Source organism: Flavobacterium sp., assembly GCF_027484205.1.
GTDB lineage: Bacteria > Bacteroidota > Bacteroidia > Flavobacteriales > Flavobacteriaceae > Flavobacterium.
In genome coordinates, this window is the sequence record NZ_JAIXUB010000030.1 from 21,970 (window position 1) to 37,495 (window position 15,526).

18 protein-coding genes are annotated in these 15,526 nt (G+C 29.4%); 8 read left to right on the forward strand and 10 right to left on the reverse strand.

The genetic code is table 11. From position 1 onward, the window contains the following. Positions 1 to 3 precede the first annotated feature (3 nt). The 5 genes from Q0049_RS16155 to Q0049_RS16175 all read right to left on the reverse strand — a co-directional run bounded on the left by Q0049_RS16155 (position 4) and on the right by Q0049_RS16175 (position 4,518). Positions 4 to 282 carry a hypothetical protein gene (locus tag Q0049_RS16155; RefSeq protein ID WP_298122119.1) on the reverse strand — a complete coding sequence of 93 codons (279 nt, stop codon included), beginning with the start codon at positions 280 to 282 and terminating at the stop codon, positions 4 to 6. A gap of 297 nt (positions 283 to 579) precedes the next feature. Continuing rightward, a complete protein-coding gene (locus Q0049_RS16160) occupies positions 580 to 2,352 on the reverse strand; it encodes a CHASE3 domain-containing protein (protein WP_298122121.1) in 1,773 nt (590 codons plus the stop codon). Between the two features lie 11 nt (positions 2,353 to 2,363). Then, entirely contained in the window at positions 2,364 to 2,810 is a 447-nt protein-coding gene (locus Q0049_RS16165) for a response regulator (RefSeq protein WP_298122123.1), read from the reverse strand. A gap of 21 nt (positions 2,811 to 2,831) precedes the next feature. Further along, entirely contained in the window at positions 2,832 to 3,383 is a 552-nt protein-coding gene (locus tag Q0049_RS16170; protein ID WP_298122126.1) for an AraC family transcriptional regulator, read from the reverse strand. Positions 3,384 to 3,402: 19 nt separating this feature from the next. Beyond that, positions 3,403 to 4,518, reverse strand: coding sequence for an AI-2E family transporter (locus Q0049_RS16175; RefSeq protein WP_298122130.1), 1,116 nt, complete (start codon positions 4,516 to 4,518; stop codon positions 3,403 to 3,405). A gap of 143 nt (positions 4,519 to 4,661) precedes the next feature. Between Q0049_RS16175 and pyrF the strand changes: the two genes are divergently transcribed. Genes pyrF through Q0049_RS16190 form a run of 3 tightly spaced genes read left to right on the forward strand, consistent with a single transcriptional unit; the run spans position 4,662 to position 6,767 of the window. Beyond that, positions 4,662 to 5,480 carry an orotidine-5'-phosphate decarboxylase gene (gene pyrF, locus Q0049_RS16180; RefSeq protein WP_298122133.1) on the forward strand — a complete coding sequence of 273 codons (819 nt, stop codon included), beginning with the start codon at positions 4,662 to 4,664 and terminating at the stop codon, positions 5,478 to 5,480. Position 5,481: 1 nt separating this feature from the next. Next, positions 5,482 to 5,988 carry a hypothetical protein gene (locus Q0049_RS16185; protein WP_298122136.1) on the forward strand — a complete coding sequence of 169 codons (507 nt, stop codon included), beginning with the start codon at positions 5,482 to 5,484 and terminating at the stop codon, positions 5,986 to 5,988. Continuing rightward, on the forward strand, positions 5,985 to 6,767 hold the full coding sequence (locus Q0049_RS16190) for an alpha/beta hydrolase (RefSeq protein ID WP_298122139.1): 783 nt from the start codon (positions 5,985 to 5,987) through the stop codon (positions 6,765 to 6,767). The genes Q0049_RS16185 and Q0049_RS16190 overlap by 4 nt, the downstream gene beginning before the upstream one ends. A gap of 158 nt (positions 6,768 to 6,925) precedes the next feature. Here Q0049_RS16190 and Q0049_RS16195 read toward each other — a convergent pair whose 3' ends face one another. Continuing rightward, a complete protein-coding gene (locus tag Q0049_RS16195) occupies positions 6,926 to 7,642 on the reverse strand; it encodes a DUF4197 domain-containing protein (RefSeq protein ID WP_298122142.1) in 717 nt (238 codons plus the stop codon). 232 nt (positions 7,643 to 7,874) lie between these two features. On the opposite strand from Q0049_RS16195, the gene Q0049_RS16200 reads away from it, so the two are divergent. From Q0049_RS16200 to Q0049_RS16215, 4 genes are all read left to right on the forward strand, one after another. Continuing rightward, complete coding sequence (locus tag Q0049_RS16200) at positions 7,875 to 11,303, forward strand: methylmalonyl-CoA mutase family protein (protein ID WP_298122144.1); 3,429 nt, start codon at positions 7,875 to 7,877, stop codon at positions 11,301 to 11,303. 53 nt (positions 11,304 to 11,356) lie between these two features. Continuing rightward, positions 11,357 to 11,836: a GyrI-like domain-containing protein gene (locus Q0049_RS16205; RefSeq protein ID WP_298122146.1), complete on the forward strand. Its 480-nt coding sequence runs from the start codon at positions 11,357 to 11,359 to the stop codon at positions 11,834 to 11,836. A gap of 19 nt (positions 11,837 to 11,855) precedes the next feature. Beyond that, positions 11,856 to 12,347, forward strand: a complete 492-nt coding sequence (locus tag Q0049_RS16210) for a hypothetical protein (protein WP_298122149.1) — start codon at positions 11,856 to 11,858, stop codon at positions 12,345 to 12,347. A gap of 61 nt (positions 12,348 to 12,408) precedes the next feature. After that, entirely contained in the window at positions 12,409 to 12,639 is a 231-nt protein-coding gene (locus Q0049_RS16215) for a hypothetical protein (protein ID WP_298122151.1), read from the forward strand. Between the two features lie 31 nt (positions 12,640 to 12,670). On the opposite strand, the gene Q0049_RS16220 is transcribed toward Q0049_RS16215, so the two are convergent. The 3 genes from Q0049_RS16220 to Q0049_RS16230 are packed head-to-tail and all read right to left on the reverse strand — an operon-like array spanning position 12,671 to position 13,751. Further along, complete coding sequence (locus Q0049_RS16220) at positions 12,671 to 13,045, reverse strand: YchJ family metal-binding protein (protein WP_298122152.1); 375 nt, start codon at positions 13,043 to 13,045, stop codon at positions 12,671 to 12,673. Next, on the reverse strand, positions 13,038 to 13,181 hold the full coding sequence (locus Q0049_RS16225) for a hypothetical protein (protein WP_298122154.1): 144 nt from the start codon (positions 13,179 to 13,181) through the stop codon (positions 13,038 to 13,040). Before Q0049_RS16225 ends, Q0049_RS16220 begins: the two co-directional genes overlap by 8 nt. Before the next feature lie 3 nt (positions 13,182 to 13,184). Beyond that, on the reverse strand, positions 13,185 to 13,751 hold the full coding sequence (locus Q0049_RS16230) for a DUF1543 domain-containing protein (RefSeq protein WP_298122156.1): 567 nt from the start codon (positions 13,749 to 13,751) through the stop codon (positions 13,185 to 13,187). Between the two features lie 90 nt (positions 13,752 to 13,841). Here Q0049_RS16230 and Q0049_RS16235 point away from each other — a divergent pair, with 90 nt between their 5' ends. Then, the gene (locus Q0049_RS16235; RefSeq protein ID WP_298122159.1) at positions 13,842 to 14,357 is read left to right on the forward strand and encodes a hypothetical protein; all 516 of its coding nucleotides are present in this window, start codon (positions 13,842 to 13,844) and stop codon (positions 14,355 to 14,357) included. 67 nt (positions 14,358 to 14,424) lie between these two features. On the opposite strand, the gene Q0049_RS16240 is transcribed toward Q0049_RS16235, so the two are convergent. Further along, entirely contained in the window at positions 14,425 to 15,399 is a 975-nt protein-coding gene (locus tag Q0049_RS16240) for a TerC family protein (RefSeq protein ID WP_298122162.1), read from the reverse strand. Between the last annotated feature and the right edge of the window lie 127 nt (positions 15,400 to 15,526).

Genomic DNA, 15,526 nt, shown 5'->3' on the forward strand with positions numbered 1-15,526 from the left:
TTTTTATCTGTATTTTTCAATAATTTTTGAACTTACTACATCATTAGTTGACATTAGTTTGATTGTTCTTTTAGCACTTTCTTCTGTATTAGTGTAGCCACTTGCAACACCATAAGAAGATTTAACTTCCCAAAAGAAAACTGGTTGTTTTGCATTATTTACAATTTCAATTCTTTTTTTCTCAGAAATTTTTAATGGTTCTTTTTCTTTACCTTTTTCTATATTATTTGCAAATGCGAATGAAGAAAGGATTAATGCTGTACTTAAAATAATTTTTTTCATGATTATAAATTTTAATTTTTTTGTTTCTAATTTGATGTTACAAAGTTCAGATGAATGTCATTGTTGTTTGTTACATCATTTTTTTTACTTGTTATAGAATTTCAATGTTGCATTTTTTTTGCTTGATAAAAACTTCACTTTTTTTATTGCTTTTCTACGTTACAAAGATGCGATGCTTGGTTAGGTTGCATGTTACATGATTTTTTCAAGTTGTTATAGAATTTCAATTTGTATTAAATATGGGCATAAAAAAACCGCTTCTTTGAGAAAGCGGTTTTAAAAATGAGTTTGTTTATTTTAGGAGAATGGTAAATAGATTGTAAATTTAGCTCCAACGTTTTGTTCGCCTTCAGCAAAAATAAAACCTTTGTGATTATCCATAATTTTTTTGCAAATGGCTAAACCAATTCCGGTTCCGCTGTATTCGTCTTTATTGTGAAGTCTATTAAATAGTAAAAATATTTTTTTTGAATATTGTGAATCAAACCCAATTCCATTGTCTGAAAATATAATTTTGTAATATTTAGATTGATCATTTACAGGAATTTCAATTTCATCAGATGCTTTGACTTCACTTACTTTTATATCAATTATTGGAGCAATGTTTTCTTTGCTATATTTCAATGAGTTATTAATTAAATTTGTAAATAACTGTTGGATTTGAAATGGAATTACATTCAAATGTGGTAATGATTCGCTTGTTATTATTGCGTTTTTGTCTTCAATAATTTGGGTTAATTCATGTTTAGCATTTTCTAATAATTCGTTCAAACATGTTGGTTCAAAAACTTTTTCGGATTTATTAGTTCTAGAAAATTGTAATAAATCATCAATCAAGAGTCGCATTCGTTCTGAAGAATCTTGAATTTTTAGTAGATATTGCTGACCACTTTCCGAAACGGAATTCAAATCTTTATCAATTAATCTAGAAATAAAGGTTTGGATTTTTCTCAATGGTTCTTGTAAATCATGACTTGCTACATAGTTAAATGCTTGAAGTTCTTTATTATTAGCTTCAAGTTCTATGTTACGTTCTTCAATAGATTTATTAGCCACAACTTCATCTGTAACATCACTTGTTGTTCCAATAAGGATTTTTTCTCCAGATTTATTAGTTACAGTTTTGCCATTTCCTCTCAAGTATCTCAATTGTCCATCAGCACGAATAATTCTATACGTAAACGGAATTAGTTTATCTTGGTTGACCATATTGGAAGAAACATCTTGAACATACTGTAAATCTTCAGGATGAATGTATTTTAAAAAGTCTTCGAGCGATGCTTTGAAAGAATAAGGTTTGACTCCAAGTAATCGGTATTCATTTTCCGAAAAAGTATATTCGTTAGTTTCTAAATTCAAAAACCATGTACCGTATTCTCCTATTTGTTCGGCTAGATTATTGGATTCATTATTTAATGCTAATTGTTCATTGTTTAGTCGGGTTTCCTCTAAATCTCTGCTAATTTTCACAAAAGCTAAACTTATTATAGCAATAGTTGTAAATAGTGTTATGTAAATAACTGTTGGAGTTGAATCTGTTAAGGAATCATTTTTTTCATCTCTAACAATTAATAGCTTTTTTTCAAGTAAAAGCATTTCATTAATTACATTAGATAAGCGCTCCATCACTTTTTTTCCTTGAAGAAGGTTACTTTTTATATTATTTCTTGATAATGTTTTATAATTTTTTAAAGCATAATCAACTATTTTAAATTTTTCTGTTATTAATTTTTCTGCTTTTTTTATAAGATAAAGTTGTTTAGGATTATCCTTTGTTAGTTCTTTTAAATTTTTAATATTATGCTTGATAATTGATTTTGAAAATTTAATTTGAGAAGGTAGTTTATCGTTATTAGTCAATAAAAAATTTCTTCTTTCAATTTCTAAATCTTTGATATTTGTATATAATTGCTCAATTTCAACAGTAACTTTATAAGAATGCGCTACCATGTCTGATGATTTTGTAATAGATTCCACATGACGATAAGTCAATGCCGATACAAAGAGCATAATAAAAATAGCAAGAACAAATACTATTCTTAAAAAAAGAGGAGATTTATGTACAGACAAGATTTTCATAACTACATTCTAAGTAAAAAGTTGTCTTTGTTTAATCCCGATGTGTGGTATTGCCAGTTGATCGTAACGACATCAGATAGCACTTTTTTTAGAGTATTAAAATCATTTGGTTTTTTAATATAAATATTAGCACCATTAATAAATGTTTCCTCAATATGTTCTTCTGAAGATGAGGTAGAATAAATAGCTATAGCAATATCATCAAAACGTTTGTCAGCTTTTATTTCGTGAAGACATTCAATACCATTTTTTTTAGGCATATTCAAATCTAAAAAAAGAACATTAGGCAAAATAGCGTTTTCTTTTTTTAAATAATTCATCAACTCAACACCATCATTATAAGTTTGCACTTTTGTATTTATTTTTAGTTCATCAAAAGCATCAGTAAAAAACATTCTATCGTCTTCATCATCATCTGCAAGGATAATATGGATATAATCTTTTTCCATTGTCAATTAATTTTAGTTTGGTTATAAGTTTTTTTCTCTTCGTTTAGTAATTATTCGCTGAAAAGCCGAAGGTGTTATTCCGGTTGTATTTTTGAATTGTGTACTCAAATGAGCAACACTAGAATAATTTAATCGAAATGCGATTTCGGTTAAAGATAACTTATTATTAAGAATAAGTTGTTTGGCAAATTCAATTTTCTGAATAATAACATAATTCTCAATAGAAGTATAAGTAATATCAGAAAATAAATTAGATAAATAGCCATAACTATGATTCAGTTTTTCAGCTAAATAGACCGATACTTTTACATTAGGAACTTCTTCGCCATAAACCATTTCATGAATAACATCTTTAATTTTTTGAACTTGTGCACTCTTTTGATTTTCAATAATGGTAATTCCATAAGAGGCAAATTCATTTCTTAATTCTTCAATCTTTTCCTCAGGAACATTTTCATAAAATTCAATTTCACCAAAACCATGAATAGCAAATTGGTATCCAAAATTAGATAATTTATCCTCAAGAATTTTTTTGGTTAACTGATTGTAATCAAATTTTAAAAATGCTTTCATAAAATTGTTTTTTTAAGAATTAAGCCTTGTTTTTTCTAATTTCTTGCCATTTTTTTAACCTAAGACGAGCGATACTTTTTATTTGGTCTTCACTTGGTTCACCGAGCACAAATCCGTAGGGTTCAAGACTTGGAATTGCATCAAATAAAATCTTCAAACTTGCCACTATAGGTAATGCTAAAATCATTCCTGATGTTCCCCAAAGCATTGAAAAAGCAATGATGGAAATAATGGCTACTAAGGCATTTATACTTACTTTCGAACCTGTAATTTTTGGCGTAATAAAATTTCCTTCGATAAATTGGATGAAGGCAAACAATCCGATCACGGCTACAGAGTACATCGCTGAATCTTTTGTTACAAGGGCAATGGTTGCAGGAATTAAAGAACCAATGATTATTCCAACATAAGGAATTAGTAGAAGTAAAGCTGCTAAAAATCCATAAAAGAAAGGATTTTCTATTCCTAAAATCAATAACCCGAGACTATTTAAAAGACCAACAATTCCCATTACGGTAAACAAACCAACTAGATAATTTTGCTGTACTTTATATAATTTTTGAATTAACAATTTCACTTTTGTATTGTCATCACCTTTGCAAAACACTTTGTAAACAAAAATTTGAAAAAACTTTCTATAAAACAAAAAGAAAAACATATAAAGAGGAATCAAAATAATATCACTCAAAATACCTCCAGATGCTCCTAAAAAGCTAATTATATTTGAAAAATTTTCTTTTAAAGTTTTTCCAAAATCAAAATTACCACTGGTAAAATCTTTTCTATTGATGCCAAAATCATTTTCAATTTGTGAAATGTGTTTGTTATAAATTTGTTCTAATCTAACTGCGTACATATCACTTTTGCTTACAATTTCTGAAATTTGAATTCCAATGAATGTAAACAAAAGTCCAATTACAACAATCATAACTAAAATAGCTGTCAAGGCAGAAAAGACTCTCTTAAATCTGAGTTTTCGTTCTAAAAATTTCACTAAAGGAAAAATAGAAATACTCAAAATAATAGCAAATAATATTGGAATTAGTAAGGATTGAAGTACATACAATACAAATACTAATAAAACAATAAAGAGCAAATTATTTGCATAAGTAGGAGAATTTGTTTGTTTATTCATGTTTTTAATGGCTAATTTATGGATTTATTCTTTACAAAAATAGATTTTAGATTCGTACTGTGGTTATAAAATTTTCAAATAAATTTATATAATTATAAAAAAATGGGTTTGTTGTTGTAATTTTGGCAAACAACTAAATTACAATGACAACACAACAATTAATTGAACAAATTCAACTTAAAAAATCTTTTTTGTGCATAGGACTAGACGTTGATTTGACTAAAATCCCACACTTTTTATTAGAACTTGAAGATCCCATTTTTGAATTCAATAAAGCGATAATTGATGCTACACATGATTTGTGTGTTTCATATAAACCAAATACTGCTTTTTATGAAGCTTATGGTATAAAAGGTTGGCAATCATTGCAAAAAACGATTAATTATATCAACAAAAATTATCCTGATATTTTTACAATTGCCGATGCTAAACGTGGTGATATTGGAAATACATCAACTATGTATGCCAAAGCTTTTTTTGAAGATTTAAATTTCGATTCGGTTACTGTTGCTCCATACATGGGAAAAGATTCTGTAGAGCCATTTCTTGCTTTTGAAAACAAACATACTATAATGTTAGCATTGACCTCTAACGAAGGTGCTTTTGATTTTCAAACAAAAAATTGTGAAGGAACAGAATTGTATAAAACAGTAATTGAAACATCAAAATCTTGGAAAAACGCGGATAATCTAATGTATGTTGTAGGAGCAACTAAAGCAGAATATTTTACAGAAATTAGAAAAATAATTCCAAATAGTTTTCTTTTAGTGCCAGGAGTTGGCGCACAAGGAGGAAGTTTGCAAGAGGTTTGTAAATATGGAATGAGCGAAAACATTGGTTTGTTAATCAATTCCTCAAGAGCCATAATTTATGCATCAAATAGAAACGATTTCGCGCAAAAAGCAAGAGAAGAAGCTTTAAAAATGCAAATTGAAATGGAAGATATTTTAAAAAATAGATAGTATGACCAAACGTGATTTTTTTAGAATTTTGATTAAAATATTTGGATTGTATTCTTTGGTTTTATCAATTTTTACTGTGATTCCACAAAATATTTCAAATATATTATATCAGTTTGATATCATGATTTTGTTAATTATCTTGGCTTCAACATTGATTTCTGTAGGATTGTTTTTGATTTTACTTTTTAAAACAGATTTTATAATTGACAAACTAAAATTAGATAAAGGTTTTGATGATATTCAAATAAATTTTGGAAATTTAACTAATGAATCGATATTAAAATTAGCAATTTTTATTATCGGAGGATTTTTAATAATTGATTATACACCTTCGTTATTGTTTGATTTAGTTAATGCATTTAAAAATAAAGCAACTTTTTCGACGATTGAAGGAAGTTCAATTGATTATTTTCAAATTTTTGTTAGTTTGATAAACATAGTAATTGGATATTTATTCATCACTAATTATAAAAGTATTTCTAAATTTTTAGATAAAAAACAATCTTGATTTCCTATACAATATATAACAATGAAGATTCTGACCAATGGGTAACTTTTGTGCATGGCGCAGGTGGAAGTTCTTCAATTTGGTATAAGCAAATAAGAGAATTTCAGAAGTATTTTAATGTATTGTTATTGGATTTAAGAGGTCATGGCGATTCAACATCTCAAATAAAAAAAGCATTTAAGCAAAAGTACACTTTCAAGTCAATTGCCAATGATGTTTTAGAAGTGTTAGATTATCTGCAAATTAAGACTTCTCACTTTGTTGGAATTTCATTAGGAACTATTATCATTCGACAATTAGCAGAAATGCATCCCGATAGAGTAAAAAGTATGATTATGGGTGGTGCAATTTTGAAAATGAATTTCCGTTCTCAAATACTTATGCGATTAGGAAATATATTTAAATACGTTTTACCATATTTGATTTTGTATAAGTTTTTTGCGTTTGTGATAATGCCAAATAAAAATCATAAGCAATCGAGGCTATTATTCATCAATGAAGCCAAAAAATTGTACCAAAAAGAGTTTGTTAGATGGTTCAAACTCACTGCCGAAATAAATCCTGTTTTAAAATGGTTCCGTCAGCAAGAACTCAATATTCCAACGTTTTATGTAATGGGCGAAGAAGATTATATGTTTTTGCCATCTGTGAGAAAAGTGGTTGAAAAACACTATAAAACATCCAAACTATTTGTTATTGAGAAATGTGGTCATGTTGTAAACGTCGAACAATCAACTATTTTTAATAAGGAAGTGATTATGTTTATTCAAAATCACTAATAAAAAAAATGCCAATGCTTTTTCAAACACTGGCAATTCTTTAAACTAACCTAACCAAACAAAATAATAAATCTCAAATTTATTACACTGCAAATGTCAGAAATATTTAGTAGTCAATATGTTAAGAGAATGTTATTCTTGTGTTATTGATTATTAAATTATTTTTTATCCTGTAAAGCAAAAACTTTTTTTAATAAATCAGAAGTTCTTGAATTTAAGTCGGTTCTAATATTTTTTTCTTCAACAGCAACCATTTTGAAAACGCCTTCCATTGCTTTATTTGTTGTGTAATCTGTTAAATCAGGATTAACTTTTTTTACCAAAGGGATTGCGTTATATTTATTGATAATATTTGTCCAAACTTTATCAGCTCCAACTTTTGAAAACGAATTTTTAATAACAGGGTTAAATTTTGCATACAAAGCAGTTGACGTTGAACTTTGTAGATAAGTTGTTGCAGCACTTTCATTTCCCATTAAAATATTTTTAGCGTCATTAAAAGTCATTCCTTTTATGGCATCAACAAATATTGGAGTAGCTTCTTTTACAGCGTCTTCAGCAGTTCTATTAATAGCTTTTAAACCTTCATCCGCAAGGCTTCCTAGTCCAATTTTTCTTAATCCTGTATCCACTTTTTGTAATTCTTCTGGTAAGAGAATTTTAACCATTTGATTTTTATAAAAACCATCAGTGGCAGTCAATTTTGAAACTTGTTTTGTAATTCCATTGTTCAAGGCTTCTTTTAAACCTCCAGCAATATCTAAAGAACCATTTGTTTGATCTAAAATACCTGGTAATTGATTCGCAATTTGTTGCATTTCAGAACAACTTGATATTATCAATCCAGTAAATAAAAGTAAAATCGTTTTTTTCATAAATATTTTGTTTTCTTTTTTCTAAACAAATATAATGCCTCAAAATTATTACACCTTTAAAAATAAGTTAATAATCAAATTTTTTTTATCTGTGTCTTGATTTTTAACTAGTTAAATAGAATTAAGTCGACAAATTTCTACAGTTTCTTTTTTAATATTTTCTGATTAATAAAATCGTATAAAAATTATTAAATTCGTAAATTGCGCTCTTAAAATTGATTAAAAATTACCAATGGAAGCACAAACTCCTTATATTCCTAAAAATAAAGTAAGAATTGTAACTGCTGCGTCACTTTTTGACGGACACGATGCTGCTATCAATATCATGCGTAGAATTATCCAAGCAACAGGTGTTGAGGTTATTCATCTTGGTCATGATAGAAGCGTTGAGGAAGTTGTAAATACTGCTATTCAAGAAGATGCAAATGCTATTGCGATGACTTCTTATCAAGGTGGACATAATGAATATTTCAAATATATGCACGATTTGCTAAAAGAAAAAGGAGCAGGTCATATCAAAATATTTGGTGGCGGTGGCGGTGTAATTCTTCCTTCTGAAATTTCTGAATTGCACGAATACGGAATCGAAAGAATTTATTCTCCAGATGATGGTCGCGCTATGGGTTTACAAGGAATGATTAACGATTTGGTACAACGTTCAGATTATCCTGTAGGTGATAAATTGAATGGAGAAATCAATCATTTGGAAGAAAAAAATCCAACTGCAATTGCACGTGTAATTTCTTCTGCTGAAAATTTTCCTGAAGTTGCTAAAGAAACATTAGATAAAATTCATACTAAAAATCAAACTTCAAAAATTCCTGTTTTAGGAATTACAGGAACTGGTGGCGCAGGAAAATCGTCATTAGTTGATGAATTAGTGAGAAGGTTTTTAATTGATTTTCCTGAAAAAACAATTGGATTGATTTCGGTTGATCCATCAAAACGTAAAACTGGTGGTGCACTTTTAGGCGATAGAATTCGTATGAATGCAATCAATAATCCTAGAGTTTACATGCGTTCGTTGGCAACGCGTCAATCGAATTTAGCTTTGTCAAAATATGTAAACGAGGCAATTGAAGTTCTAAAAGCAGCTAAATATGATATTATTATTCTTGAAACTTCTGGAATTGGACAATCGGATACCGAAATTATAGAACATTCTGATGTTTCTTTATATGTAATGACGCCAGAATTTGGTGCGGCAACGCAATTGGAAAAAATCGATATGTTGGATTTTGCTGATTTAGTAGCATTAAATAAATTTGACAAACGAGGTGCATTAGATGCTATTCGTGATGTAAAAAAACAATACCAACGCAATCACAATCTTTGGGATGCTGATGTTGAAACAATGCCGATTTTTGGCACAATTGCATCACAATTCAACGATCCTGGAATGAATACACTTTACAAATCCATAATGGATAAAGTGGTAGAAAAAACAGGTGCCTATTTAAAATCTACGTTCCAAATCACTCGTGAAATGAGCGAGAAAATATTCGTGATTCCACCACACAGAACACGATATTTATCTGAAATTGCCGAAAATAATAGAAAATACGACGAAACGGCTTTAATACAAGTTGAAGTTGCCCAAAAATTATACGGAATTTATAAAACCATTGAAACCGTTTCAAATGTCAAACTTAGCCTGTCGAAGTTTGGTATTGAAAATGAAGGGCTTCGACAAGCTCAGCCTGACAAAGATGAGTTTTTGAAATTACTAGTTGCTGAATTCGACAGAGTAAAAATGAACCTTGATCCATACAATTGGGAAATCATTTTAACTTGGGAAGAGAAAGTAAACAAATACAAAAATCCTATTTATAGTTTTAAAGTTCGTGATAAAATCATTGAAATTAAAACACATAGCGAAAGTTTATCGCATTCTCAAATTCCAAAAGTGGCGTTACCAAAATACCAAGCTTGGGGCGATATTTTAAAATGGAATTTACAAGAAAATGTTCCTGGTGAATTTCCATTTACATCTGGATTATATCCTTTCAAACGTGAAGGCGAAGATCCATCAAGAATGTTTGCTGGCGAAGGTGGACCAGAAAGAACCAATAAACGTTTTCATTATGTTTCTGCTGGATTACCTGCAAAACGTCTTTCGACCGCTTTTGATTCGGTTACTTTATACGGAAATGATCCACACGTTCGTCCGGATATTTATGGAAAAATCGGTAATGCTGGAGTTTCAATTTGTTGTTTAGACGATGCTAAAAAACTATATTCAGGTTTCGATTTAAGTCATCCGTTAACTTCGGTTTCGATGACAATCAATGGTCCAGCTCCAATGTTGTTGGGATTTTTTATGAATGCTGCTATTGACCAAAATTGTGAAAAATACATTATTGAAAATAATCTTCAAACAGAAGTTGAAGAACGAATTAACGAAATTTACAAGAAAAAAGGAACTACAAGACCAAAGTATCAAGGAACTTTACCTGAAGGAAATAACGGTTTAGGTTTGATGCTTTTAGGTGTAACTGGTGATCAAGTTTTACCTTTAGATGTCTATAACGATATCAAAATTAAAACCTTAGCACAAGTTCGTGGAACGGTTCAAGCCGATATTTTAAAAGAAGATCAAGCACAAAATACGTGTATTTTTTCAACAGAATTTGCTTTGAGATTGATGGGTGACGTTCAAGAATATTTCATCAAGCAGAATGTTCGTAATTTCTATTCGGTTTCAATTTCGGGATATCATATTGCTGAAGCTGGTGCAAATCCAATTTCGCAACTAGCATTTACATTGGCAAATGGTTTCACTTACGTGGAATACTATTTAAGTCGTGGTATGAACATCAACGATTTTGGTCCAAATTTATCGTTTTTCTTCTCTAACGGAATTGATCCAGAATATGCAGTGATTGGTCGTGTGGCTCGTAAAATTTGGGCGAAAGCCATGAAAAATAAATATGGCGCTAATGAAAGAGCACAAATGTTGAAATACCACATTCAAACATCAGGTCGTTCTTTGCATGCACAAGAAATTGATTTCAATGATATTCGTACAACATTGCAAGCATTGTATGCGATTTATGATAACTGTAACTCGTTACATACCAATGCGTATGACGAAGCGATTACAACACCAACGGAAGAATCTGTTCGTAGAGCAATGGCAATTCAGTTGATTATTAATAAAGAATTAGGTTTGGCAAAAAACGAAAATCCAATTCAAGGTTCGTTCATTATTGAAGAATTAACCGATTTAGTAGAAGAAGCTGTTTTACAAGAATTTGACAGAATTACAGAACGTGGCGGTGTTCTTGGTGCAATGGAAACGATGTACCAACGTTCAAAAATTCAAGAGGAAAGTTTGTATTATGAAACCTTGAAACATACAGGAGAATTTCCAATTATTGGAGTGAATACGTTCTTGAGTTCAAAAGGTTCTCCAACAGTCATTCCTGCAGAAGTGATTCGTGCTACCGAAGAAGAAAAACAATATCAAATTGATATGTTGACTAATCTTCACAAAACGAATGAAAATAAAGTGGCAGAACAAATCAACATCATTCAAGAAGCAGCCATCAACAACCAAAATATTTTCGAAAAATTAATGGATGCCACAAAAGTGTGTTCATTAGGACAAATTACAAGTGCGTTGTTTGAAGTTGGTGGACAATACAGAAGAAATATGTAATAACTTATTAAACCTCAAAAGTTTTTAAAACCTTTGAGGTTTGTATTTTAACAATGAATCCAACCATAAAAACCTTTCCAACCACAAAATTCATAGGTAAAAACCTTTCCTTTACCTATGCAGATTATCGTGCTTTTGAATTATGGAGCAGTTTTATGCCAAGACGAAGAGAAATTCAAAATGTAATTGGTTCCGAATTGTATAATATCCAAATCAATCCAGAGAATTTCGATTTTCAACCCAATACACCTTTTACAAAATGGGCAGTTGTTGCTGTTTCATCATTTGATAATATTCCTGATGGAATGGAAACCTTGGAAATTCAAGAAGGTTTGTATGCCGTTTTTAATTACAAAGGTAATCAAGCCAATGTTGCAGTATTTTTCAATTCAATTTATACAGAATGGTTGCCTAATTCTGATTATGTACTCGGCAGTCATCCGCAATTTGAAATTTTAGGAGAAAAATACAAGAATAACGATCCAAACTCGGAAGAAGAAATTTGGATACCAATTAAATTAAGAGATTTATAAAATTAAAAGTTTAATAATTATGAAAAAATTACTTTTGTTTTTTGTTTCAATGAACTTATTTATTACAGGTTGTTCTTCTGATAGTGATTCTCAAAATATTGATTCTGAAATTATTGCAAATGGAATTGAATTTGTGCCAACAAAATTAAAAGTCTCAAACGGAGTTGCCTTAGTGGAAGGAGAAGCGGCATTAGATTTTTCGTTAACAAAAGGTTCGTCAGGAAGTTCAAATTATGAGGCGTTAACTTTCAAAATTAATTATCCATTAACATCAAGTAGTGCTCCAAATGGTATTTATGAATTTGGAATTGGAGAAACTGGAACCATGCTTTTCGCACAAGGAAGTTATACAAAAGGTTCGACAACTTATATTTTGGCAGGATATCCTGTAAAAGTTACTGCTTTAGGAAATGATAAATTTAAATTAGAATTTCAAAATATTGAAGCAGTTAATCCAAGTGATTTTTCTCAAATTATTATTTCAGGATATTGTGAAGGTGAATTTCAGTAACATAATTATAGTTTAAATAAAATTAATATATTGTATGCCTATTAACCAAAAACTATAAACAATGAAAAATTTCGGTGGTTTTCTTGCATTACTTGGTATTGCTGCAATTGTAATGAATTATTTAGATAGAGTTCCAAGATTATTAATGTGGATTTATAATTGGGGCGACAATGTTGCTTGGGGAATAAAAATTGGTCTAGTAGTAGTTGGTGGAGCACTTTACTTTTTAGGACCAAAAGAAGATGAAGTTGTTGAAGAAGCACCTGAATCATCGGATGTAAAAGAAGAATAAATAAAAAACCGAAGTTAATGCTTCGGTTTTTTTATAAAAAAATTCCATCAGTATAATACCAATTTCCATTTTCAAATATAAAATTTGAATGTTCATGATGGATTTGTGCTTTTAATTGATAATCTAAATAGTAGGCTTTAAAAGTAACTGTAGTTTCTGTCGTTGTAAGAACTTCTAATTTAATCCATTGATTGTTTTTACTCCAATTTAAAATATCAGATTTTTTATGAAATTTCCTTGTGGAAATGTGAGTTGTTGCAACTAGATAATCTGCATTTTGAGTGGTGTATGCTGAATATCTTGAACGCATTAAAGCTTCTGCAGTTTTTGGTTTTTCAACTCCTTTTAAAAAAGGTTCACAGCAGTTTTGAAAACTATTATGGTTTCCACAATAGCAATTAGTCATTATTATTCTCGTTAAATTTTCGCACCATAGCTTTTAGTTTTTCTTCACGAGCCATTTTTTTTGCTTTGGCTTTATCTTGAGCTTTATGGAGTTTATCGTTATGCGATTTAATATTTCGTTCGTTATTTCTTCCCATAATTTATTGAATTTTATCAATTTTTAAATACCCAATATGTAAATCATCTTCTTTTAAGTCAGTCTCTTTTTTTGTGATTGAAATATCAAAATTATCTTTAAAAATGGGTGCTAAAATTTCTTTTACATTAAAAGCGTCATCAATATCAATTCCAAATTTATCATCAATGTGAGATGTTGCTCCTTTAAAAGTACAATGTTTATAGAAAGTAGTTGCTTTTGCTTTTTTTGAAGCTTCGGCTAATGTTTCTCCCACAGCTATAACTTTATAGTGATATTCTTCAAATTCATTTTCTTTATAACCGCCAAGATTGATGAAGAATAAATTATTTGAAGAAGTAATTGCTTTTCCTTTTGGAAGAATTTCAATTTGGTAATTATCAACTACGGTTATTTCTCGCCAAGCATCAATGTGAATTCTACCTTTTGCCTCAGGCCAAAATTGTTTCATATTTGGAATCAATTCTTTCAAAGAGGTTCCAATTCCAAAAAAAATATCATGTTGCTCCGTATATCTGCCTTCAGGACGACATCCAAGCATGATCACATATAATTTATAGGTGTTTTTCATTTTCCAAAGGTACAATTATTTGTTAAAATAAAAGTTTGGCACAACAATTGAAAAGGATTAAATATCATTAATCATTAAAACCAAAATATTATGAGAAAGATTACTTTATTGTTTGCTTTTATCAGTATGATAACGCTACAAAGTTGCACAGTTAATGAAAATAACGATACTGTTGATAACGATACAATCAGCGAAGTATATGAATTAAGGAATATTAATTTGAATAGTATTAATAATAATCATTATTATTTTTATGATGAGTTTAATCCAAATATAGTTGCATCTGATGTTGTTTTGATTTACAGAATGTCTGACTTAATCAATTCTAGCACACCAGTTTGGCAACAAATTCCAAAAACACTTTACCTTGATGAAGGTGAATTAGATTATGATTTTGACTTCAGTAAACAAGATTTTACAATATATGCTAATGCAACATATAATTTATCTTTAACACCAGAATATGTTAATAATGAAACTTTTAGATTAGTTATTATTCCTGGATATGCTTCAAATAGAAGTTTAAAGATGGTAGATTTCTCAGATTATAATGCTGTAATAAACGCATTTAACATTGATGATTCTAAAGTTACAGTTTTAAAATAAAATAGATTTTTGGTTAGTCTATAGTTTGTTTGTTTGGTAAAGAGGTTGTGAAAGCGACCTCTTTTTTTTATTCATCATCTCTAGAAGGTTTATGCGCTTCAACATCTTTTGCTTTGTGTAATGAATATAAAACTCCAACTAATAATGCCAGTGCTATAAATCCTAATGAAGCCCATTCTGGAATGTGAATATAATCATGAGCAATCATTTTTACTCCAACAAAAGTCAAAATTGCAATTAAACTATATTCTAAATAACTGAATTTTTCCAGCATGTTTGCCAAGAAAAAATACATGGATCGCAACCCAAGAATTGCAAAAATATTGGAACTAAAAACTATAAACGGGTCAGAAGTTATGGCTAAAATAGCAGGAACACTATCTACAGCAAACAAAACATCCATAACTTCAATTACTATTAAAGCTACAAATAAAGGTGTTGCTGCTTTTTTCCCTTTGTGATTTAGAATGAAAAACTTCTCTTTATCATGTTCAGATGTTATTGGAATTATTTTTCCTAATGTTTTATAAACAAAAGAATCTTTTGGCTCAAAATCATCTTCTTCTTTTGAAAAGTACATCTTTATTGCGGTGAAGATTAAGAATGCACCAAATAAATACGTTGTCCAAGTAAATTTATTAATGATGATAACTCCAAACGAAATCATTAAACCTCTAAAAATGATAGCACCAAGAATTCCCCAAAACAATACACGATGTTGGTATTTTTGAGGTATTTTGAAGGAAGCAAAAATTACAGCAATAACAAAGATATTGTCAACACTCAAGGAAAGTTCGATTAAATATCCTGTAATGAATTTTAATGCTGCGTCAGTTTGAGATAATGCTGTTGAATTATTGATATAATCTGTACCGTATAACCAATAAATAACTCCAGAAAACAGAAACGAAAGCGTTACCCATATTCCAGTCCATTTACTAGCTTCTTTTGAACTTATTATATGTGGAGTTTTATTAAAAACACCTAAATCTAACGCAAGAATAACAAATACTAAAGCAAAAAATAATATCCAAACAGTCATAATCAATTATGAATTAAAATTTACGAATTAAAACTAAGATAGTTTCAATTTTCACAAAGGTAATCTTTTTATAGATTTATTAAAAATTCATATTTCATAATTTTAAATTCACAATTTTCAAAATAAC